Origin of the sequence: Hafnia sp. HMSC23F03 (assembly GCF_001816025.1) — a bacterium.
GTDB lineage: Bacteria > Pseudomonadota > Gammaproteobacteria > Enterobacterales > Enterobacteriaceae > Hafnia > Hafnia paralvei.
In genome coordinates this window covers 247,298-270,427 of the sequence record NZ_KV824231.1, presented here as the reverse complement: position 1 = coordinate 270,427, position 23,130 = coordinate 247,298, and the positions used below count along the sequence as shown (strand labels likewise).

The 23,130-nt window shown below is 49.1% G+C and carries 20 protein-coding genes; 10 read left to right on the top strand and 10 right to left on the bottom strand.

All coding sequences use genetic code 11. The features are described 5' to 3' along the window. The first annotated feature begins 17 nt into the window (after positions 1–17). Positions 18–995 (top strand): signal peptidase I, encoded by a 978-nt coding sequence (lepB, locus tag HMPREF3091_RS13775; protein ID WP_070716461.1) that lies wholly within the window; start codon positions 18–20, stop codon positions 993–995. A 137-nt stretch (positions 996–1,132) separates the two neighbouring features. On the opposite strand, the gene HMPREF3091_RS22685 is transcribed toward lepB, so the two are convergent. Next, complete coding sequence (locus HMPREF3091_RS22685; protein ID WP_156518182.1) at positions 1,133–1,270, bottom strand: hypothetical protein; 138 nt, start codon at positions 1,268–1,270, stop codon at positions 1,133–1,135. Positions 1,271–1,291: 21 nt separating this feature from the next. Between HMPREF3091_RS22685 and rnc the strand changes: the two genes are divergently transcribed. The 5 genes from rnc (at position 1,292) to acpS (ending at position 4,858) form a co-directional block, all read left to right on the top strand. Then, entirely contained in the window at positions 1,292–1,972 is a 681-nt protein-coding gene (rnc, locus tag HMPREF3091_RS13770) for a ribonuclease III (protein ID WP_008812639.1), read from the top strand. Next, positions 1,969–2,874 (top strand): GTPase Era, encoded by a 906-nt coding sequence (gene era, locus HMPREF3091_RS13765; protein ID WP_004847192.1) that lies wholly within the window; start codon positions 1,969–1,971, stop codon positions 2,872–2,874. The genes rnc and era overlap by 4 nt, the downstream gene beginning before the upstream one ends. A 12-nt stretch (positions 2,875–2,886) precedes the next feature. Further along, on the top strand, positions 2,887–3,615 hold the full coding sequence (recO, locus tag HMPREF3091_RS13760; protein WP_004847191.1) for a DNA repair protein RecO: 729 nt from the start codon (positions 2,887–2,889) through the stop codon (positions 3,613–3,615). A gap of 131 nt (positions 3,616–3,746) precedes the next feature. Further along, positions 3,747–4,478, top strand: a complete 732-nt coding sequence (pdxJ, locus tag HMPREF3091_RS13755) for a pyridoxine 5'-phosphate synthase (protein WP_039187285.1) — start codon at positions 3,747–3,749, stop codon at positions 4,476–4,478. Further along, positions 4,478–4,858, top strand: coding sequence for a holo-ACP synthase (gene acpS / locus HMPREF3091_RS13750; RefSeq protein WP_004847188.1), 381 nt, complete (start codon positions 4,478–4,480; stop codon positions 4,856–4,858). The genes pdxJ and acpS overlap by 1 nt, the downstream gene beginning before the upstream one ends. 36 nt (positions 4,859–4,894) lie before the next feature. Here acpS and HMPREF3091_RS13745 read toward each other — a convergent pair whose 3' ends face one another. Further along, positions 4,895–5,464: a DUF1287 domain-containing protein gene (locus HMPREF3091_RS13745; protein WP_371328689.1), complete on the bottom strand. Its 570-nt coding sequence runs from the start codon at positions 5,462–5,464 to the stop codon at positions 4,895–4,897. Between the two features lie 137 nt (positions 5,465–5,601). Continuing rightward, positions 5,602–8,343 carry a two-component sensor histidine kinase BarA gene (gene barA, locus HMPREF3091_RS13740; RefSeq protein WP_070716460.1) on the bottom strand — a complete coding sequence of 914 codons (2,742 nt, stop codon included), beginning with the start codon at positions 8,341–8,343 and terminating at the stop codon, positions 5,602–5,604. A gap of 76 nt (positions 8,344–8,419) precedes the next feature. Between barA and rlmD the strand changes: the two genes are divergently transcribed. From rlmD to HMPREF3091_RS13720, 4 genes are all read left to right on the top strand, one after another. Continuing rightward, on the top strand, positions 8,420–9,736 hold the full coding sequence (gene rlmD / locus HMPREF3091_RS13735) for a 23S rRNA (uracil(1939)-C(5))-methyltransferase RlmD (protein WP_070716458.1): 1,317 nt from the start codon (positions 8,420–8,422) through the stop codon (positions 9,734–9,736). 33 nt (positions 9,737–9,769) lie between these two features. Then, positions 9,770–12,013, top strand: coding sequence for a GTP diphosphokinase (gene relA / locus HMPREF3091_RS13730; protein WP_004847182.1), 2,244 nt, complete (start codon positions 9,770–9,772; stop codon positions 12,011–12,013). Positions 12,014–12,352: 339 nt separating this feature from the next. Then, positions 12,353–13,378 (top strand): GGDEF domain-containing protein, encoded by a 1,026-nt coding sequence (locus HMPREF3091_RS13725; protein WP_070716456.1) that lies wholly within the window; start codon positions 12,353–12,355, stop codon positions 13,376–13,378. A gap of 165 nt (positions 13,379–13,543) precedes the next feature. Next, positions 13,544–15,973 (top strand): bifunctional diguanylate cyclase/phosphodiesterase, encoded by a 2,430-nt coding sequence (locus HMPREF3091_RS13720; protein ID WP_246839993.1) that lies wholly within the window; start codon positions 13,544–13,546, stop codon positions 15,971–15,973. A 91-nt stretch (positions 15,974–16,064) separates the two neighbouring features. On the opposite strand, the gene paaY is transcribed toward HMPREF3091_RS13720, so the two are convergent. From paaY to paaG, 7 genes are all read right to left on the bottom strand, one after another. Then, positions 16,065–16,661 carry a phenylacetic acid degradation protein PaaY gene (gene paaY / locus HMPREF3091_RS13715; RefSeq protein WP_070716451.1) on the bottom strand — a complete coding sequence of 199 codons (597 nt, stop codon included), beginning with the start codon at positions 16,659–16,661 and terminating at the stop codon, positions 16,065–16,067. Between the two features lie 12 nt (positions 16,662–16,673). Then, positions 16,674–17,615: a phenylacetic acid degradation operon negative regulatory protein PaaX gene (gene paaX, locus HMPREF3091_RS13710; RefSeq protein ID WP_070716450.1), complete on the bottom strand. Its 942-nt coding sequence runs from the start codon at positions 17,613–17,615 to the stop codon at positions 16,674–16,676. Between the two features lie 114 nt (positions 17,616–17,729). Continuing rightward, positions 17,730–19,034 (bottom strand): phenylacetate--CoA ligase PaaK, encoded by a 1,305-nt coding sequence (paaK, locus tag HMPREF3091_RS13705; RefSeq protein ID WP_070716449.1) that lies wholly within the window; start codon positions 19,032–19,034, stop codon positions 17,730–17,732. A gap of 80 nt (positions 19,035–19,114) precedes the next feature. Beyond that, the gene (gene pcaF, locus HMPREF3091_RS13700) at positions 19,115–20,320 is read right to left on the bottom strand and encodes a 3-oxoadipyl-CoA thiolase (RefSeq protein WP_070716447.1); all 1,206 of its coding nucleotides are present in this window, start codon (positions 20,318–20,320) and stop codon (positions 19,115–19,117) included. Next, positions 20,317–20,766: a hydroxyphenylacetyl-CoA thioesterase PaaI gene (gene paaI, locus HMPREF3091_RS13695; RefSeq protein ID WP_070716446.1), complete on the bottom strand. Its 450-nt coding sequence runs from the start codon at positions 20,764–20,766 to the stop codon at positions 20,317–20,319. Before paaI ends, pcaF begins: the two co-directional genes overlap by 4 nt. Further along, positions 20,763–22,319 (bottom strand): 3-hydroxyacyl-CoA dehydrogenase, encoded by a 1,557-nt coding sequence (locus tag HMPREF3091_RS13690; protein ID WP_070716444.1) that lies wholly within the window; start codon positions 22,317–22,319, stop codon positions 20,763–20,765. Before HMPREF3091_RS13690 ends, paaI begins: the two co-directional genes overlap by 4 nt. Positions 22,320–22,321: 2 nt before the next feature. Beyond that, positions 22,322–23,128: a 2-(1,2-epoxy-1,2-dihydrophenyl)acetyl-CoA isomerase PaaG gene (gene paaG / locus HMPREF3091_RS13685; RefSeq protein WP_070716442.1), complete on the bottom strand. Its 807-nt coding sequence runs from the start codon at positions 23,126–23,128 to the stop codon at positions 22,322–22,324. Positions 23,129–23,130: the final 2 nt, after the last annotated feature.

Sequence of the window (23,130 nt, the reverse complement as noted above, 5' to 3'; positions counted from 1 at the left end):
TTTAAGGAGTTATTGGCATGGCCAATATGTTTGCTTTAATTCTGGTGATTGCAACGCTGGTTACCGGGGTTATTTGGTGTATCGATCGCTTTAAACTGGCTCCGGCGCGTCGGGCAAAAATCGAGGCGATTAACGCCCAAACGGCGGAAGGTCTAGATAAACAGACGGCAAAGGACGTGGTGAAAGCTTCAGGTTGGATTGAAACCTGTGTATCTGTTTTCCCTGTTTTGGCGCTGGTTCTGATTATCCGCTCATTTATTTATGAGCCATTCCAGATCCCATCGGGGTCAATGATGCCAACGTTATTGATCGGTGACTTTATTTTGGTCGAGAAATTCGCCTATGGAATTAAAGAGCCGATTGCGCAGCATACGATTATTCCGACCGGTCATCCGAAGCGTGGCGATATCGTGGTATTTAAATACCCGCTCGATCCGCGTTTGGATTATATTAAGCGCGCTATTGGCCTGCCGGGCGATAAGGTGACTTACGATCCTTATAGTAAAGAAGTGACGGTGTATCCTGCCTGCCAAACGGGGCAAAGCTGCGATAAGCTGCTGCCAATTACCTACAGTGCGGCTGAGCCAAGCGAATGGGTACAGGAGTATTACGGTCAAATGGGAAGTGGTGAGGCCAGTAGTGGCTTCTTCCAAATTCCTTTAGACCAAAATGTCGAAGATGGCTATCGCATGAGCGAGCGTAAAGAAACGTTGGGCACGGTCACTCATCGTATTCTAACCGTACCTCAGGCGCAGGATATGATGTCTCGTTATTATCGCCAGCCGGGTCAGCCTCAGGGCGTTTGGGTTGTGCCTGAAGGCCATTACTTCATGATGGGTGACAACCGTGATAACAGCGCTGACAGCCGTTATTGGGGATTTGTCCCAGAACAAAATCTGGTGGGTAAAGCAACGGCAATTTGGATGAGCTTTGAAAAACAAGAAGGGCAATGGCCGACCGGCGTTCGCCTAAACCGCATTGGCGGTATCCACTAATTCCTGCTCCTATTTCGAGCTGTAGTTCTTTGCTTACAGCTCGAAACTTCGTCTAGATATAAAATATGCGCCTAAACTTATTAGTTGTTGCGTTAATAGCAATGTAACTTCAAGTAATAGCGCATATTACCGCAGCATTATATTTTCAGTCGTTGTAGAATACCCATTCGAGCGATAAAAAGTTGGCTTCCGTCTGGGAGCCACTGCAAACGAAACAGCTTTGGATTGGCTAATGGCAAGCAGGCCTGTTCCGTATGCTGCGGTTTTTGACGCATTCTAGATCTATTTGGTATCTCATGAATCCCATCGTAACTAACCGGCTTCAAAAGAAGTTGGGCTATACTTTTCAACAGCAGGAGCTGTTATTGCAGGCATTGACTCATCGCAGTGCCAGCAGCAAACATAATGAACGTCTTGAGTTTTTGGGTGACTCAATTCTGAGTTTCGTTATTGCCAATGCGCTGTATCACCGCTTCCCGCGGGTTGATGAAGGCGACATGAGCCGTATGCGCGCGACTTTGGTGCGCGGAAATACGTTGGCTGAAATGGCACGCGAATTCGATTTGGGTGAGTGCCTGCGCCTTGGGCCGGGCGAGCTAAAAAGCGGCGGTTTCCGTCGTGAGTCTATTTTAGCCGATACCGTAGAAGCTCTGATTGGCGGCATTTTTCTGGATAGCGATATCCAAACGATTGAACGACTGATCTTGGATTGGTACCGTTCACGTCTGGATGAAATTAGTCCAGGCGATAAGCAAAAAGACCCTAAAACGCGCCTGCAAGAATTCTTGCAAGGACGCCACCTGCCGTTGCCATCTTATTTGGTCGTGCAGGTTCGTGGCGAAGCACACGATCAGGAATTTACTATTCACTGTCAGGTCAGCGGACTGAGCGAACCGGTTATCGGTGTTGGCTCAAGTCGCCGTAAGGCCGAGCAGGCAGCCGCTGAACAAGCGCTGAAACAGCTGGAGCTTGAATGAGCGAAGAAACAACTTATTGCGGATTTATCGCCATCGTTGGTCGTCCCAACGTTGGCAAATCGACACTCCTGAACCAATTATTGGGGCAGAAGATTTCGATTACCTCGCGTAAGCCACAAACGACCCGTCACCGTATTATGGGCATCCACACCGAAGGGCCCTATCAGGCTATCTACGTGGACACCCCGGGTCTGCATATCGAAGAAAAACGTGCCATCAACCGTTTGATGAACCGTGCAGCAAGCAGCTCTATCGGTGACGTAGAACTTGTTATTTTCGTGGTTGAAGGTACTCATTGGACTGCCGACGACGAAATGGTGGTGAATAAGCTGCGCGATCTGAAAGCGCCGGTGATTTTAGCCATCAATAAAGTCGATAACGTTCAGGATAAGGCTGCTCTGCTGCCGCATATTCAATTCCTGAGTGAGCAGATGAACTTTATGGACGTGGTTCCAATCTCTGCGGAGAAAGGCACTAACGTTGATACTATCGCGAGCATCGTTCGTAAAAAACTGCCGGAAGCGATTCATCACTTCCCGGAAGAGTATATTACTGACCGTTCACAGCGCTTTATGGCCTCAGAAATCATCCGTGAAAAACTGATGCGCTTCTTAGGTGAAGAACTGCCGTATTCCGTCACCGTTGAAATTGAACGCTTCGTCTCGAACGACCGCGGCGGATACGATATCAACGGTCTGATTCTGGTTGAACGTGAAGGCCAGAAGAAGATGGTTATCGGCAATAAAGGCTCTAAGATCAAGACTATTGGTATCGAAGCTCGCCAAGACATGGAAGCCATGTTTGAAGCTAAGGTTCATCTTGAGCTGTGGGTTAAGGTTAAATCCGGTTGGGCAGACGACGAACGTGCGCTGCGCAGCTTGGGTTATGGTGAAGATCTCTAAGAGATCGCGCCTATGGAAGGTTGGCAACGCGCATTTGTTTTGCACGGGCGTCCTTACAGTGAAACCAGTCTTTTATTAGACTTGTTCACTGAAGGGCATGGGCGTGTACGTCTGCTAGCAAAAGGCGCTCGCAGTAAACGTTCTAGCCTTAAAGGCGCGTTACAACCTTTCACGCCTCTTCTGGTTCGCTGGGGCGGCAAAGGGGAAGTCAAAACCCTGCGAAATGCCGAGCCCGTTTCGCTTGGACTACCGCTTACCGGCATTTCGCTGTATAGCGGTCTGTATGTCAATGAGCTGGTTTCCCGCGTTCTTGAACAGGAAACCAACTACTCTTCGTTATTCTTCGATTATCTCAATTGTCTACAAAATCTGGCGGCGACGGTCGGTTCTCCCGAACATACGCTGCGTGAGTTTGAACTTGCTCTGCTAGGCAATCTTGGCTATGGCATTGATTTTCTGCACTGTGCGGGCAGCGGAGAACCTGTGTCAGATGAGATGACCTACCGCTATCGGGAAGAAAAAGGCTTTATTGCGAGTTTATTAGTCGATCAGCTCAGCTTTACCGGTCGTGACTTAAAAGCACTCGCTGAACGTCGTTTCCCCGATCCAATAACGCTGCGTGCGGCGAAGCGCTTTACGCGCATGGCGCTGAAGCCTTATCTAGGTGGAAAGCCATTGAAAAGTCGCGAACTGTTTCGTCAGTTTGTGGGAAAACGTCCTGTCAAACCAGCTTCTGCTTAAAATCTGACTGTCCCCTTCATCGCCACAATTCTGTCTGGTCTGTTCTTTCGAACTTAGGTGTACACTAGCTTACAGTGAACCGTATTCTGTCCGTTGTCTCTGACCTATAGGCTTTCTAATGAGGATTTGTCATGGCTGATTTACTGTTAGGCGTAAACATCGATCATATCGCAACGCTGCGCAACGCGCGCGGCACTCAGTATCCCGACCCCGTTCAGGCCGCTTTTATTGCCGAACAGGCGGGGGCAGATGGCATTACCGTACATCTGCGCGAAGATCGTCGCCATATCACCGATCGTGATGTGCGTTTGCTGCGCCAAACCATTCAGACGCGCATGAATCTGGAGATGGCTGTTACTGACGAAATGATTGAGATCGCCTGTGAGCTGAAACCTCATTTTTGTTGCTTAGTTCCTGAAAAACGTCAGGAAGTGACAACCGAAGGTGGCTTAGACGTTGCTGGTCAATTGGACAAAATGACGGTTGCCGTTGAGCGTCTAACTCAAGCTGGCATTTTGGTATCCCTGTTTATCGATGCCGATCCGCGCCAGATTGAAGCGGCGGTTAGCGTGGGTGCCCCGTATATTGAAATCCACACTGGCGCATACGCAGACGCTGAAAGTGATTTAAAACGTCAGGCTGAGTTCGAACGCATTGCTCATGCGGCGCGTTTTGCGAGCGAGCGCGGTTTAAAAGTGAACGCCGGTCATGGCCTGACCTATCACAACGTGTTGCCGATTGCGGCATTGCCCGAAATGCATGAGCTAAATATCGGTCACAGTATTATTGGGCGAGCGGTGATGAGCGGATTGCCAGAGGCGGTTAGCGCAATGAAACAACTGATGTTGGAAGCGCGTCGCTAATGGCTGTTTTAGGCTTGGGTACCGATATTGTCGAAATTTCTCGAATTGAGGCGGTGGTTGCTCGCAGCGGCGACCAAATGGCAAAACGTGTGCTAGCTCCCGCGGAATGGGAGCAATACCTTTCTCATCAGCAGAAAATTCGCTATCTCGCCAAACGCTTCGCGGTAAAAGAAGCCGCCGCGAAGGCATTTGGCACGGGGATCCGCAACGGGCTGGCCTTTGCCCAATTCGAGGTTTACAACGATGCGCTCGGTAAGCCTGTATTGCGCTTACACGGCCGTGCGGCTGAGCTTGCGCAAGAGATGGGGATTACCTCTATTCATGTCTCATTGGCCGACGAGCGGCGCTATGCCTGCGCTACGGTGATCGTTGAAGGGTAAGCTTCTTCATTTTCACTAGGCATGTGAAGAGCGAGCCTAGTGAGTGAAATAGCGGTAATGCCCTTTTATTTTCCAAGAAAACAAAACATCTTCAATTTGTGCGCCTGCACCGATGTTGTGCACCACTAAAGGGGTGCCGGTAGGAGAACGTTTGCTGCTGACAATACCGATATGGGCAAGACCATTATCTAAACGCCACGAAACGATATCGCCGGGCAGGTAATCTTTAGCAAGCTGGGTGATGGGCTGGCTCATCTTATGACGTTGGAAATAGAATTCCAGATTTGGCACACGCCGCTGGTCGATATTGACATCGGGCTTTTTGAGCTGCCAAAGATGAGGATAAGCGGCAAAATTGCTTTTCATATCTTGATGGAGTAGCTGCTGTAAATCGTTCCCTTGCTCTCGTAGTGCACGAACCACAACATCGGAGCATACGCCGCGAATTATAGGGACATCCCCACCAGGATAATCTAAAGAAGTGTACGAGGGATCGTAGTAAAGTGTTTTTCCGACCTGTTTTTCAGCGCCCTGCGCAAGCGCAAGGTTGTGAGGTGTCACCGCCTGCGCAGCTGATTGCTGGGAATCAACGTGAGAAGGTGCCATCGTTGACAACGTTGACGTGAATGCGTTGCTAACAAATAACGATGTCGCTGCCAGCGTTGCAACTTGCAATGCCGTTTTCATTCCATAGCGTATGCTCATGCCTAAATCCCTTTGGCTATCGTTTAAACTCCCACGCTTTATGTGTGGAGTTTTGCCGTTGCAGCTTGCTCTACGTTAGCGATCTCGTCAAGCAACTCCATCCACTCGGGCTCTAGGTCACCCACGGCAATTTGATGGCGTAGCTGCTGTTCTATATAACGACATAACCGCTTCAAACGGGGTAAACCGCTGTAGCTACAGCTTCCATGCAGTTTATGGATAACGTCTACAATAGAGGCGTCTTGATTACCGTTGAGTGCCGCTTCAACCTGCGTTTTTACCTGCGGCAGGAATTCCAGCAGCATCTGCAACAAATCACGGGCTAAATCTTCTTTGTTAGCGGCTTGTCTGAGCGCCATATCCCAATCAAGAGTGAGATCGCTATCGGCTTCTATTACCGGCATTGATATCATTTCGTCTTGGGTTTCAGGATTACGATAATAGCGAGCCAGCAGTTGGCGCAGCATATTCTCATCGATAGGTTTGGCCAGATAATCATCCATTCCAGCGCGAAGTAGGCGCTCACGCTCACCGTTAATCGCATGAGCGGTAACGGCAATAATCGGGGTATCGATATAACGTGGAAGTTTTCGAATCAGCTCGCTGGTACGGATGCCATCCATTTCTGGCATCTGTATATCCATTAGGATGATATCCAGACGATGTTCCTTCGCTTTGGCAATAGCTTCTTCGCCGCTGTTGCAGAGAATGGTTTGCTCAACCAGTTCGCCAAGCAGGGCACCAATAAGCTTCAGATTTGCTGGATTATCATCGACCGCCATCACGGAAAGCGGAAGACGCTCAACGTTGTGCTCTATTACGACGGGAGCTCGCTTAGGCAGGCTGTTATCTAGCAGAATGGGCAGCAGCCGATTACTTGTCAGAGGTTTGGATAAGCAGCTTCGAATACCTCTCATTTTCAGCTCATCGCTATCTAGCAGCGTATGGCTCGGCATAGCCAGAATGACGCGATCGGCTAAAGAAAGGGCTGTTCGCAACTTTTCCTCACCCTGTGAATCATGCGAGGTAAAGTTAACCGGTAGACCAACGAGGAGAATATCGTAATGAGAGTCAGGAATAACCTGAGCGAGCAGCGGGCTATAGCTCACTTCAAGCGGCGTGGCCTGTAACAAATCCAATGTGCATTGTGCCGCCACAGGGTTTGATTCGATATACAGCAGCTTTTGCCCGGCCAGCCGCTGCATAGGGAAATGGCTCTGCGGTGCATTATGGTTCAGCTCTAGCTGGATATGGAACCAGAAAGTGGAGCCTTTATTGGGTTGGCTATGGAAGCTAATATCGCCGCCCATTTCATTAACCAATTTTTGCGTAATGACCAAACCTAAACCGGTTCCGCCGTGGCGACGAGAAATGCTGGCATCCGCCTGACGAAATGCTTGGAATAACTGTGATTGCTGGCGTTCTGAAATCCCTATACCGGTATCATGCACGAGCACTTCTAACTCAACCTGATGGGGCGTTGCGCTGCGCAGCTCAACGCGAATGTCGATATTGCCTTTCTCGGTAAATTTAATGGCATTGCCAAGTAAGTTAGTAAGGACTTGCTGTATACGCATTGGGTCGCCAATAACGTGCTCAGGAACGTCATTGCGAATATTCAGCGTGAGTTCAATCCCTTTCTCGTGCGCGCTAGGGGCAAGCAGTACGGTGACCTCATCCACGGTTTCACGCAGTAGGAAAGGTATGTGCTCCAAGACCAGTTTTCCAGCTTCCAGCTTCGAGAAGTCCAACACGTCGTTGATGATGGTAAGAAGATTGTTCGCGGATCGTTCGATGGTCTGTAAGTAATCGCTTTGCGTCGCATTGAGTGGTGTTTTGAGAACCTGACGGGTAAAGCCAATAACCCCGTTGAGCGGTGTGCGCAGCTCATGTGACATATTTGCCAGAAACTCGGATTTAATTCTTGCCGCTTCCTGTGCGCGCTTTTTGGCGAGATCCAATTCAACGTTTTGTATTTCCATCTGTTCCAGCGTTTCGCGCAGGTCAGACGTTGCCTGATCGATATTTTGCTGCATCTCTTCGTGGTAAGCCGTGAGCGACATCGCCATAGAGTTAATACCGTTCTTGAGCATATCAAGCTCGCCCAGCATGTGCCCTTCAACGCGACTGTCCAACTGCCCTCGTCGAATGCGGTCAACGGTGTTAACCATATTACGAATTGGCCCAGTCACATCGCGCATTAAGCGGTAGGCAAACAGCAGCGCGATACACATACATATCACCAGCAATAACGTGGCAACGAAGACCTCTTTGTATTGCTGTAAGCGCACAGAACGGAGATCCAGTTCGATGGCGATATAGCCAAGATGAGGATTTTCGGCGCTGGTGGCATCAATGAATCGATCTTCAGAAATAATCGGTGTGCGTAGAATCAACGAATCCCCATGCTTAGACAGCATCAGGTCGTTCGGCATCGGCACCCCTTTGGGGAGCTGGAGCAGAGAATAGTTATGATGATAGTTCGAGGTGACGAACAGATCGTTGTTGTCGTCAAACACCGCGATGGATCGCACGATATCTGAATGGCGACGATGTAATAACCCAATGAGCTGACGCACCGATTCGCGACTGCGGAAGGTCATGCCGTATTCGCTAGCGACAGCGAGGGGTTCTATGATACTGGAACCGGAATCAACCAACTGTCCTTGTAACTCATTGTATCTATGAACAACGAAGAAGGTACTGAGTAGCAAACCAATCAATAACGTGGGGGCTAGAATCAGTATCATCATGCGCGCGCGCAGGCTGTATTTGGTCATGTGGGTCCAATGTGGGAGAATTGGTGGCAGATATCATTCTTAGCAAAAGCTAAACCAAACAACGAATCGGCAGAACATGGCTCAATTTTACTCTCCGGGGCGCCGCATGGCGACCCGACAAACGATAACTGTGACAGCAAACGACCTTGACCCCTTTGGTCAGGGCGTTGCGCGCCACAATGGTAAGGCTATTTTCGTTCCAGGCCTTTTGCCCAGTGAGCAGGCTGAAATCACCCTCACCGAAGATAAAAAGCAGTTTGCACGCGCTAAAGTGAAGCGGTTACTCACTCGCAGCCCAGAGCGTGTTAAGCCGCGCTGTCCTCACTTCGGCGTATGTGGTGGCTGCCAACAACAGCACGCCAGTGTTCCACTTCAGCAGCAAAGCAAATCAGCGTCTTTACAACGTCTCATTATCCGCGAAACCGATGTCAATATCATACCAGAATCAGTGATTAGCGGACCAGAATACGGCTATCGTCGCCGAGCACGCTTAGGTTTGCAATTCTTATCCAAGCAACAGCAGCTGGTTATGGGGTTTCGTCAGGCGGGGTCTAATGATTTAGCCCCTGTAAAAGAATGCCCAATTTTGGTACCCGCGCTGGCATCACTCTTGCAACCGTTGCAGGCGTGCTTGGCGGGAATGAAAGCGGTACGTCGTTTAGGGCATGCGGAATTAGTGCATGCGGATAACGGCTGCTTGCTGGTATTGCGACATCTTGAGGCACTGAAAGAGCAGGACTTAGCGCGATTGCACGAATTTGGTGCGCAGCATGATGTGATGGTCTACCTTCAGGGCAACGAAGGTGAATTGGTTAAGTTGTGCGGTGAATCGCCGTTTTATCAGATAGACGGACTACGCTTATTTTTTAGCCCTCGAGATTTTATTCAGGTCAATGATGCGATTAATCAGCAGATGGTTGCACAGGCGTTGGAATGGCTGGATGTAAAATCTACCGATCGCGTTTTGGATTTGTTCTGCGGCATGGGGAACTTCACATTACCGTTAGCAAAACGCGCAAAACAGGTCGTTGGTGTAGAAGGTGTTGCTACGCTGGTGGAAAATGGTCTGTATAATGCTCATATCAATGCGCTGAATAATGTCGAATTCTTCCAGCACAATCTGGAGGAGGATGTTACTCGCCAGCCATGGGCTAAACTTGGGTTCGAAAAAGTCTTACTGGATCCCGCTCGTGCGGGGGCCGCTGGTGTGATGACCCACATTGTAAAGCTGGCACCGGAAAAAGTGGTGTATGTTTCATGTAACCCCACCACGCTTGCGCGTGACAGCAAAGTTTTAATCGCCGCGGGCTATCGAATGGAACGCGTGCGAATGCTGGATATGTTTCCCCACACGGGGCATTTAGAGTCGATGGCGCTGTTTGTTGCGTCTTAATCGTCTCAAGTTGATGAGTAGAAGGGAGAGGATATGGTTGCGGTAAGAAGTGCCCATCTGAATACGGCTGGTGAATTTGCCCTCGATGAGTGGGTGAAGAGCCTGAATCTGTCGAACCAGCAGTCGTGTGAGCGTCTTTCTGCAACTTGGCGTTATTGTCAGCAAAAAACAGCCGATCACCCTGACGCCGCGCTATTGCTGTGGCGTGGGGTCGAGATGGTGGAAATCCTTTCTACGCTCAGTATGGATAACGATAGCATGCGCACCGCGCTGCTGTTTCCACTGGTGGAAGCCAACGTTATTGACCGCGAGACGGTGGAAGAGGACTTCGGCAAAGAGATCACCAACCTTGTGCACGGCGTGCTGGAAATGGACGCCATTCGGGCGCTAAAAGCGACGCAGAATGACTCTGGCGCGTCTGAGCAAGTGGATAATATTCGCCGTATGTTGTTGGCGATGGTTGAAGATTTCCGCTGCGTGGTCATTAAGCTGGCAGAGCGTATTGCGCATCTACGTGAAGTGAAAGATGCACCGGAAGAAGAGCGCGTTTTAGCCGCTAAAGAGTGTTTTAATATCTATGCGCCGCTGGCCAACCGTTTAGGTATCGGGCAGTTAAAATGGGAGCTGGAGGATTTCTGCTTCCGTTATCTTCATCCTGACGAGTACAAGAAAATCGCTAAGCTGTTGCATGAGCGCCGCATCGATCGCGAGCAGTTCATCGACAACTTTGTGGAAGCCCTGCGTAAAGAAATGGCCAAAGAGGGCGTAAAAGCCGAAATCTATGGCCGACCAAAGCATATCTATAGCATCTGGCGCAAAATGCAGAAAAAGGCGTTGGCGTTTGATGAGTTGTTTGACGTCCGCGCGGTGCGCATTGTGGTCGAGAGACTACAGGATTGCTACGCGGCATTGGGGATAGTGCATACTCACTATCGTCATTTGCCGAACGAGTTCGATGACTACGTGGCTAACCCAAAACCTAACGGCTATCAATCGATCCATACCGTCGTTTTAGGGCCGAGAGGGAAGACGCTTGAGATCCAGATCCGTACGCGTCAGATGCATGAAGATGCGGAGTTGGGCGTTGCGGCACACTGGAAATACAAAGAAGGACCTCAGGCTGCGGGGCGTTCTGGTTACGAAGGCCGTATTGCATGGCTGCGTAAACTGATTGCATGGCAAGAAGAGATGGCTGATTCCGGTGAAATGCTGGATGAGGTTCGTAGCCAGGTCTTCGACGACCGCGTATATGTGTTTACGCCAAAAGGTGACGTGGTTGATCTGCCGGCGGGTTCAACGCCGCTGGACTTTGCTTATCACATCCACAGCGATGTGGGACACCGCTGTATTGGTGCAAAAATCGGTGGGCGTATCGTACCCTTTACCTACCAGCTCCAAATGGGGGATCAGGTCGAAATCATCACCCAGAAGCAGCCTAACCCAAGTCGTGACTGGTTAAATCCGAATCTGGGGTATGTCACCACCAGCCGTGGGCGGGCAAAAATCCACAACTGGTTCCGCAAGCAAGATCGCGATAAAAACATTCTTGCTGGGCGTCAAATTCTTGATGATGAATTAGAGCGCTTAGATATCAGTTTGAAAGAGGCAGAGAAGCTGCTGATCCCTCGCTATAACGTCAACTCAATGGATGAGGTATTGGCGGCAATCGGCGGTGGTGATATTCGCGTTAACCAAATGGTTAACTTCTTGCAGGGCAAAACTAACAAGCCAAGTGCAGAAGAAGCAGACCGTGAAGCGCTTAAGCAACTGACGCAAAAAGGTCAGTCTCAGTCGCGTAGTGATAAAAGTAGTGGGCGGGTGGTCGTTGAAGGGGTCGGCAACCTGATGCACCATATTGCGCGCTGCTGCCAGCCAATTCCAGGAGATGAAATCATTGGTTTCATCACTCAGGGGCGGGGCATTTCGATTCACCGTTCGGATTGCGACCAGCTTAACGAACTGCGCTCACACGCGCCTGAACGTATCATTGATGCCGTTTGGGGAGAAAGCTACTCAAGTGGTTACTCTCTTGTTGTGCGTGTGATGGCTAACGACCGCAGCGGTTTACTGCGTGATATCACGACCATTCTGGCGAATGAAAAGGTCAATGTGTTAGGTGTAGCCAGCCGCAGCGATACCAAAAAGCAGCTAGCCACAATAGATATGGATATTGAGATTTATAATCTACAGGTGCTAAGCAGAGTGCTGGCTAAGCTTAACCAACTACCCGATGTCATTGATGCTAGACGTTTACATGGTGGGAAAGCGGATAAGTAATCATGTGATGGGGCGGCATGGATGCCGCCTTATTTATATTAGGATAATTCTCTCGCCAGCATCTTCTCGCTAATAAAAATAACGATTCCTTATTAGACTGTTAATTCCCTGCATGTTAGCCATCTAAAATGTTATGCGTAGTCATATTCCTAATAACATAAAATAACAATATTTTAGGAATCATCCTAAATTGGGATAACTAAATTATGCTTAATTGGATAATTATATCAACCTACATTATGATCAGGTTCTTATTTGATGTGCATGATTTTTACATCCTGCATTAAGAGAATAATCCTACTCAGTGAAGGTGCTCATGAGAGAATTCTGGTTTAGCTTATGAGTTCAGATAATTTCTTTTTTCGACTAATAAGCCAAAGGCAAGATGTTATTACGGTAATGCTGTTTGTCATCAGTGCAGCTTGCTTTACTCTTTTCTACTGCAAAACGGAAACAACGGTAAATCAAATAGAGTTTCTGCTGAAGCTTTCAAACGCACGAAGTGACTTTATTTCTCTTGCTGCCTCATCTTTCAATAACATGGAGGATAGAGCAAATAACGAACAGCTCAAAGAGAGCGAACGCAAAGCATTACAGCTCAGCTATTCAAACTATATTAATTTGCTGCATGAGTATGAAATTCCTGAAAAACTCAAAGAAAGCGAAGAGATCACCTCTAATAAGTTATTAAATCATGTTACATCAGGCAAGGGCGGTAACGAGAATATCATTGAGTTCCCTCAAAACACCCAGTGTTTTAGGATATTAATAGAAGAGTCACTGTGTGATATTGAATCAGCGTTTCATTGGAAATTAATACTATTGATAATGATTCCGTTCTTGATTTCAATCGTTCGTACTTTGCATGGTCTTTATTATATTGATGTTTTCGAAAAGTTGAACAAAGACTACTATATTGATTATTTAACAAAGGCCTATAATCGAAGATACATACCAAAAATAAAAAAAATTAAGAAATTAAATTATGTGCTGGCCATCGATATCGATAATTTCAAGCATATCAATGACAGTTATGGGCATGACATTGGTGATAAAGCCTTATATAAGTGCACGAAAATTATGCAGCGAAATATCAAGGCAAGTGACATAGTGGTAAGAATGGGAGGCGATGAGTTTTTGGTTTTCCTATTCAACGCTTCGTTACAGGATGCCAAACGTGTCACGACGGAAATTTTGCAAGATATTAACGGAGAAAGCTTGTATATATCAGAGCAGGTTACTGCAAAAATGACGGTTTCTGTTGGCGTCGCTAAATTTACAGACGATATTAACACGACAATGAAACTGGCAGATGTTAACTTATATGAGTCGAAGAGTCGTGGTAAGAAACAGTTCACATTCTGAGCATTAGTTTGCATGATAAAAAATAAATTGGCGTTTATAGAGAACTACTCCCTCAAAACTATCGTCCTATCCGTATTCGTGTTTTTTACGACGTTCATGGTCATATTCATCCTGTATCTCCAATTTCAGCAGGAGAATCACGCTCTCAACCGTATGAGCGAGAAGGTGATTACGTCAAAAGGTGAAACGGTTAAAAGCATGCTTGAGCACTATATTAATGTGCCCAAGCAATCTAATGCTGCGGTTGCAACGTCGCTCAAGGCGATGGATTTTAGTGATCCAAACGATCAAATGCCCGTCATTAAAAGCATGCTGCTACAAACCATGGGGCAAATTTTTTCGGGCGATAAATATCTGAGTATGGTGGCGTTGGGAACTAAGGATGGACACTATATTAGCGTTGGTAGGAATAATGTTACAGATAAAGAATATTTAATTCTAAAGTCGCGAGAAACAAAGGAAAAACTAAATTTTTACAATGGGTTATCTCAGGGCGAGGAGCCTAGGGAAAGCATCGCGAATTACGACGTTAGCCGTAGGCCGTGGTTCTCCTACGTCAATGAAAGTAAGAAGGCTATATGGACAAAAGCCTATCGCGATTTCAATTCAGACAGCGGTATTAGTATTTCTTACAGCTCGCCCGCCTATGACAAAAATAACCACTATATTGGTGTTATCTCTAGCGATCTGCGGCTGAGTCGATTTAGTCGCTACCTGATGGAACTTACTGAGAATGAAAATAACGTTATTTTCATTGTGAATGGTTCTAATCAGATTATCGCGTCTTCTAAAGACGATTTTCTTATCTCTGACACTTCCTTTGGTATTGCCGATCAAGAAGGTGGTGGACTGCTCTCGGTGATGGATTCAAGCGATCCGTTGATTAAGTCAACGGTGAAAATACTCCAAAATAGCCCGAGTGACGTGGAGAGAATAGAGTCTAATGGTTCGATGTTTTTCGGCAAAGTCATGCCTGTCGGTAATAACCTCAATTTGCCAGGCTGGCGCATTGTGATTCTGTCGGCTCAGGATGATTTAACCGGCGACCTTCGCAGTAATCGTATTATCACTATTATTCTCTCCTTTATCATTTTTGCCGTGGGTACCTTGATTGCGGTGAAGTTGCTCACGATGGTAACCAATCCGATATTAGATATTGCCCGACAGGCACCGTTGATTGCGCGCAGAAAGTGGAAGCCGCAGCTCAATAGTCAGGCACAATTTTCTGAAATCAGAGTGCTCAACTCTTCCTTTATGCAAATGTCAGATGAATTAGAAGGTATGTTCCTTAAACTTGAGGAACAGCTCAATATCGATGAAGAAACTAAGCTGATGACGCGTAGAGGATTACAAGGCAAGCTGCGTGAATGCTATGAAGAGCGAAGTGATTTTACTATTGGTTTACTGGCGATTGTCGGACTGAGTAACTTCAACACTATCACCAGTAGTTTAGGTCGCAGATACGGTAAAGATTTTGTTTTACGTTTTATCCATGACTTACAAACTATTTTACCTGCTGGAACTTGGCTGGCTAGAGACGCTGACGAACGTTTTATTATTTGCTATCCAGAAATAAAAACACAGGATTTCTGTTTATCCGAGCAGCACAAATTCGAGCGTTTCTTTAGAGGGATGGATACCGAGCACGACACTGATGGGCAAGTTTATGCAGGGAATACGGGCTTCGTTCATGACGTGATTAGCCCAGAGAATCTTAACGAAAGTATTATGGATGCGCATATCGCATTCAAATTCGCTCGCAGTAAAGGGAATGGCTATAGCATGTTGTTCCACTCGGATATTCGGGCTGAGGAAATCCGTAATATCAATATGCTGCGTCATTTGAAAAGTGCCCTGTCGCTGAACGAGTTTTTCTTGGTGTTCCAACCCATTGTGAGTTTAACCACGCGCAATATTACAGGGGCCGAATGTCTTATTCGTTGGCGAAATGCTGAGCTTGGCATGGTTGGTCCCGATTTGTTTATTCCGCTGGCAGAAGATACTGGGTTCATTGTTCCTTTAGGTGCTTGGGTGATTGAGAGTGCCTGCGCGCAGATAAGCGAAAAGCTGAGTTGCGGCGAGTGGCCAAACGACTTCAAAGTGCATATCAATATTTCGTTGATACAGCTGATGCAGCGCGACTTTATTCATACGCTGTTTAGCACACTGGCGCGCCACAACGTCGCGCCACAGAATATTTCCATTGAGATTACTGAAACCAGTATGATGAAGGAAACCGAAATTCTGACGACCACAATTAGAACAATTCGGGGAATGGGCGTTTCTATATCGATTGATGATTTTGGTTCTGGTTTCTCTAGCCTCTCTTATCTACACAAACTTGAGTTTGATACCTTAAAGATTGATAAAGATTTTGTTAGCGACGTGCTGGAAGACAGTCGCAATGAGTCAATTGTCTCGGCAGTCATCCGCCTTGCCGATGGCTTTAATGTTCCGCTGGTGGCTGAAGGTGTTGAAACGGCTGAGGTTGCGGATAAATTACAGGCCATGGGATGTCAAAAAGCCCAAGGATATTATTTTGCTCGACCGATGCCGCTCAGCGAATGGCCAGACATCGGGAAGACATTGCCATAATGGTGCAGAGGTATGTGTTAGGGCTCAGCTGCCATTATCTTGTATTCAGGCTTGGCACTATTGCGTTTAAGCCTGTTCGCAATAGGCGATGTTAAATTTGCCCTTTGGGCACAACATCGCCGCTAAAGCTCAAGCGCTTTCTATCGGGTTCTTCTTCACACAGCGGCGCGACTTCCCGCATTGTTTCTTGGCATCGAATAACCAGCTCTTGATATTCACGCGTTCCCGCACGCTTCCAACTTAGCTCCTGTTCACCGAGCTCTCGCACCACGCGGGCAGGACTGCCGACGACCAGCTTATTGCCATCAAATTTTGCGGCGGCTTTGACAAATGCGGCGGCACCGACAATGGTATTCTCACCGATATCGGCGCCATCCATGACTACCGCATTCATGCCAACCAGTGCATTACGTCGAATTCGACAGCCATGTAAAATAGCGCCGTGGCCAATATGCCCATCTTCTTCCACGACGGTATCCTGTTGGGGAAAACCGTGCATCACGCAGTTATCTTGAATATTCGCGCCGTCTTGCACCACGATGCGGCCAAAGTCGCCGCGCAAACTGGCATTTGGCCCGATGTAGACGCGTTTGCCAATAATCACATCACCAATCAGCACCGCTGTCGGGTGAACAAAACTGCTGGCGTCGACGACGGGGGTAAGGCCATCAATCTGATACACAGGCATTATTCTTTCTCCTCAGAGTGTAGGGTTTTCTCGCGGCAGTCCGCCAAAGCGGCGGTAATAGGCGGCGGCAGGCTGGGGAAGTTCACCGATTGTCGTTTCTGTTTTTTCACTCACATAGCGGGTCGCCTGAGAGTCAACACGTTGATAAATATTAATACACAGGTTGCGCGCAATTTGGCCTTCCCATTGATTGGGCAAAAGGGCATCTGGCAATAAAGGATCTTTAAGCACTACGCGGCGATAGTAGTGGATCAGCAGCAGTCGCAGTTGGAAACAGCGTTCCGGCGTGAGCTCCTCTTCTGTTGCGTCGCGAAGCAGAGCCATTAATGGACGGAACGAAGTAATAAATTCGTGATAATACTCAGCCACTTCGTTCAGGGACCAACTGGTTGAAACCAGCTCTTTGAGGCTTTGTTCTGAGCGGTTATAGGGATAATCAGCGCGGAAATAAATGGTAGATTCGCTGGCGTTTAGCTCACCTAACATGGCGGGAACGTCATTTTGCTCACGTGCAGGTGCGGCCATCAGCGTTGCGTTCATTTGGCCAAAACCGAGCCAGCTCAGCGCTTTTTTCAGCCTCACACGCTCGGTTTTACTCGCCATCTCGAGCAACAATAAATCCCACTGACCGTCCCACGCAGGCTGTTCACTAAGATAGATTTTACTTTCGGCGTGGCGAAATTGATTCATGCCGCGCTCCGTTACTCGGTAATAGCTACGGCGGCCTATTTTCTCAACGTCTAGCCAGCCCTCTTTTTGCAGGCGAAAAACCGAGGTACGGACAAAGCGGTCCCCAAAGCCTAGCGGTTCGAGTAATGCACTCAGGCTCCCTAACCAGACCTCTCCTCCTCGATGGCTCAGCGCATCACCATAAAGAGAGATAATCAGGGAGGTGCCGCTGATCGGCTGAGCATCCAGCGCATGACGGATAAATTCGTCAATTTTATGTTCCATTATTTTCCACCGGTCAGTATTTGATGTGTCATCACAGTAGCATAACCGGATGAAAAATTGTGGCGCTATTGAGAATCCCTCAGCCCCCAAACACGAGGGGCTGAGGGTCATCACTCAGCGCTGGCGGCAATCTACAACGCGCACTGCTTTTCCTTCCGAACGCGGAATGTCACCGCAGTTAACGATGCTCACCTGTGTACTCACGCCGACCATCGATTTGATATGATGGCGGAGTTGATGGCAGATATCGCACCGTTGATCGTGATTGAGTACGTTAGGTTCTTTCAGCTCAACTTTCACCGAAAGGTTATCCAGATTACCTTTGCGAGTGACTTCCAATTGATAATGTGGCGATAGCTCGCGGAATTTCATTATTTGTTCTTCGAGCTGAGACGGGAATACGTTGACGCCGCGAATGATCAACATGTCGTCGGATCGACCGGTGATCTTATCCATACGACGCATGTGACGCGCGGTTCCCGGCAGCAAGCGAGTCAGATCTCGCGTACGGTAGCGGATCACCGGCATTGCTTCTTTGGTCAGGGTGGTGAAGACGAGTTCGCCAGCTTCGCCATCGGGTAGCACTTGGCAGCTGTCTGGATGGATGATCTCTGGGTAGAAATGATCTTCCCAGATCGTCGGCCCATCAGTATATTCAGCGCATTCCATCGCGACGCCCGGCCCCATCACCTCAGACAAACCATAAATATCAAGCGCCTTAATACCCATGCGGGTTTCAATTTCAGTGCGGAGAGAATCAGTCCAGGGTTCAGCGCCAAATATGCCCAAGCGTAGGGAGCAGCCGCGAGCATCACCACCCATTTTTCGCTCGAGTTCATCGATTAATGTCAGGCAGTAAGACGGGGTTACCATAATCACGTCAGGTTTAAAATCGAGGATCAACTGGGCCTGTTTTTCTGTCTGCCCGCCGGACATGGGGATTACGGTCGCGCCAAGACGTTCTGCACCATAATGCGCTCCCAGACCGCCGGTAAACAGACCATAGCCATAGGCAACGTGGATTTTATCCTTCGCCGTTGCGCCTGCCGAACGTAGGCTGCGAGCCACAATATCCGCCCAGTTGTCGATATCCTGTTGGGTATAACCCACCACCGTAGGGCGTCCGGTTGTTCCTGAGGAGGCGTGTACGCGTACCACTTGTTCCATCGGCACCGCAAAGGTGTCGAAAGGATAGTTGTCACGAAGATCCTGTTTAGTGGTGTACGGAAATTTTGCAATATCGCTCAACTGCTGGAAATCGTCAGGGTGAACGCCAGCGGCGTCAAATTTACGTTTGTACATCGGCACATTGTTATAGGCGTGATGCAGCGTCCATTTCATACGCTCAAGCTGTAACGCTTGAATCTCATCACATGAAGCAAATTCAATCGGGTCAATGTGCGGTAAAGGTTTAGTCATGTGGCCATTCCTAATCGTCATATTATTAGTATTGAACAGCTCTCGCAGACTCTGAGTTGTAGGGAACAGAGAGGGAGAGATCAGACACGCTCTATAATCATGGCGATGCCTTGCCCTACGCCGATGCACATAGTGCAAAGAGCGTAACGACCGCCGCGCCGTTCCAGTTCAAAAGTGGCTGCTAGCGCTAAACGCGCGCCGCTCATGCCCAGAGGATGCCCCAGAGCAATGGCGCCACCGTTTGGGTTTACGTGCTCGGCATCATCAGGCAGACCAAGCTGGCGCATGACGGCCAGCGACTGCGCGGCAAAAGCCTCATTTAGCTCAATCACATCCATTTGATTAAGGCTTAACCCCGCTAACTCTAAGACTTTGCGTGTGGCAGGAAGAGGGCCGATACCCATAATGCGCGGCTCTACGCCACAGGTTGCGGTCGCGACGATACGTGCTCGCGGCGTTAACCCCTGCGTATGCGCCATCGATTCGGAAGCCACAATCAGTGCAGCTGCACCGTCGTTGACTCCAGATGCATTGCCTGCAGTCACGCTGCCCGGCATTCGGAATGGTGTTTTTAGTTTTTGCAGTTGTTCAAACGTGGTTTCAGGACGCGGATGTTCATCCTGAGTGAAGCGAATCTCGGTGCCTTTTTTCCCTTTCAGGATCACAGGAACAATTTCTTGAGCGAATACGCCGGCAGCCTGTGCGGTGGCCGTCCGTTGCTGGCTACGTAGTGCGAAAGCGTCCTGATCGTCACGGCTGATATTGAACTGTGCGGCGACATTTTCGGCCGTTTCCGGCATTGAATCGATCCCGAATGCGCCTTGCATCAGAGGATTAACAAAACGCCATCCGATAGTGGTATCGAAAATCTGTGCTTGGCGGCTAAAGGCACTGTCAGCCTTACCCATCACTAGCGGTGCACGAGTCATCGATTCCGCACCGCCAGCCAGCATGAGCTGCGCGTCGCCAGCTTTGATGCTGCGAGCGGCAAATGCCAGCGCATCAAGGCCAGAGCCGCATAGTCGGTTGATAGTGGAGCCGGAAACCGTCTGCGGCAAACCTGCTAATAACGCGGCCATACGTGCTACGTTGCGGTTATCTTCTCCCGCCTGATTAGCACAACCCAAGATCACATCGTCTACGCATGTCCAATCTAGCGACGGATAACGAGCCATAAGTGCCTGAAGTGGGATTGCAGCCAAATCATCCGCGCGCAGGTTCGCTAGCGCACCGGCGTAACGGCCTATCGGGGTGCGAACGCCGTCGCAGATAAAAGCCTGACTCATGGCTGTTCTCCTTGCAGTTCTAGAAGGGGATGTCCAAGACGGTGCGCACGACCACGGAACCACGCTACGGTTTTGCCGTCCTGATTTGTGATTTCAACATCGTATAAGCCAGTTTTTTTACCTTGATGACGCACTTCTGCGCAGGCGGTTAGACGATCGCCGCTAAAGCCCGGTCGGATGAAATCAATGGTGCATCCGGAAGCAACGGCGGCAAGACCTTGGCTGTTGCATGCATAGGCAAAAGCGGTGTCGGCAAGGCTGAATAACTGCCCGCCGTGGCAGGTCTGATGGCCATTAAGCATATTTGGCATAATCGTCATGCTGACTTGAGCAAAGCCGCTGTCGATACGGTCGATGGTCATACCCATCGCCTGTGCGCAGGTATCGTGGGTAAACATCTGCTCGGCACAACGCTGTGCCAACTGAGCGGGAGAGAGAGCGTTCATGGGATGAGATCCTGAGTTGCCGAGAAAGAGAGCGAAACGTAGCCCGCCGCTAATTGACGTAATAACGATGTTGGACGGTAGCGAGGCTCGGCATAGAAGACATTTAGGTTTTCTAGCGTGGCGAGGATGTGCTGCCATCCGAGTTGTTGGCCCCAAGCCAGCGGTCCGAGCGGATAATTCACGCCACGGCACATAGCTAAATCGAGGTCTGCAGCGCTGGCGATCCCTTTATTCAGAGCGTCTAACGCCTCGTTACACAGCATGGCGACGGTACGTAACGTCAGCAGCGCCGGATAATCGGGCAGCACAATCACGTTCTTGCCTAGTGACTGTAAGAAGCGAATCACCAACGCAGTTTGCGCAGCCGTATTACAGCTGGCTGCACTGATGGTGATGGCTGACGCTTGCTGATAGTTCGCTGAGAGATCGAACTGAACCACAGGTGTTCTCATTTCTTCGGCAACTTCAGAACTTAATTTACCTTTTGATAACATAAATGTAACTTCATCGAGGCGTAAAAAAGGCGCTGATTCAGCACTCTCTTTCTGTTCTTCAATGGCGATCCCATTTTGTTGCAACAGCGCCGCAAAATGAGGTAGAGAAGACCAACGTCCATGGGCGGTAATTCGCTGTGGTAAAGGGCCGTTTTCGATGCTGGAGAATGCCGGCAGTTCCTGCGTAGCGGCGCTATCGTAGCGGTAAAATCCGCGACCGCTTTTGCGCCCTAAATGACCCGCGTTGACTAATTCCTGTTGTACTAAAGAGGGTTGAAAACGGGGGTCATAGCCAAAGGCGCGAAATACCGATTCAGTTACGGCGTAATTCACATCGTGGCCAATCAAATCGGTGAGCTGCAAGGGGCCCATGGCAAATCCACCGGCATCGCGCAGAGCGGCATCCAGCGTGACAGGAGAGGCAACCTGTTCCTCTAACGCACGGAGCGTTTCTGCATAAAAAGGACGTGCTACACGGTTAACAATAAAGCCTGGGGCAGACCGACATATCACCGGCTGTTTTTTCCATGCCACAGCGATTTGCTGCAATAGATTGAGCGTTGTTTGCGCCGTTTCCAGCCCCCGCACGATCTCAACTAACTTCATCACTGGGGCAGGGTTAAAGAAGTGCAGTCCAGCCACACGCTGTGGATGCTTAAGCGCGCTGGCGATAGCGGTAATCGAAAGCGAAGAGGTATTACTGGCAAATAGCGTTTGTTGTGAACAGATCGCTTCTAGATCGCGGAATAGGCTTTGCTTAACGTCCAAACGCTCGGCGATAGCTTCGATTGCCAAGGCGCATGGTGCTAATTCAGTGAGCGCGGTAACCACCTGAATGCGTTCTAGCAATTGTTCGGTGTCATTGGCATCGGCTTTGCCTGCCTCGACGCGCTGGCGTAGCCGTTGTTGCAATGCAGCAAGCGCCCGCGTTGAGGCTTCGACATTGACGTCAAACAGCAACACGCTATGCCCAGCAGCGGCTGCTACTTGAGCAATACCGATTCCCATGGTTCCTGCGCCAATAACGGCAACGGGGCCTTGAAGGAGAAAAGAAGACATGCTTATTTCCCCTTAAATTCAGGCTGACGTTTTTGGAAAAAGGCGCTTACACCTTCGCGATAATCTTCGCTGCGTCCCCCAAGGCGTTGTAGATCGCGTTCTAAATTGAGCTGTTGATCTAGGGTATTGGTGGCGGCGCTGTACATCGCTTTTTTAATCAATCCCAAACCATAGGTCGGCTGTGTCGCAAGGCGTTGAGCCAGTTCTTGGGTGTGGGCGGCCAACGCTTCAGACTCGACCACCTGCCAGATCATTCCCCATTCCAACGCCTGTTGGGCACTGATTTTATCGCCTAACAGCGCCATCCCCATGGCGCGAGCATGACCCGCTAAACGGGGTAGGAACCAACTGCCACCGGAGTCTGGAACTAAGCCCAAACGGCAAAAAGACTGAATAAAACTGGCGTTGTTGCTCGCAATGACGATATCGCAGGCCAGTGCAATGGCGGCACCCGCCCCAGCGGCTACGCCGTTCACGGCGCAAACGATCGGCTTTGGTAGGGCTGTCATACGGCGGATCAGCGGGTTATAAAAACGTTCAACAGACAGGCCAAGATCGGGTGCGGCTTGTTCCACGCTGACGTTGCGATCGTTAAGATCTTGCCCAGCGCAGAAGCCGCGACCGGCACCGGTCAATAATACGCAACGCACGCTTTCATCTCGTTCGGCTATTTTTAGTGCGACGCTGAGCTGACCGTGCATTTCATCGTTGAAGCTGTTTAAACGATCGGGACGATTCAAGGTGATCGTGAGAACGCCCGCCTCAATGTGAGTCAAAACCATGTTTTCTATTTCTATTGAAGAGGTCATAG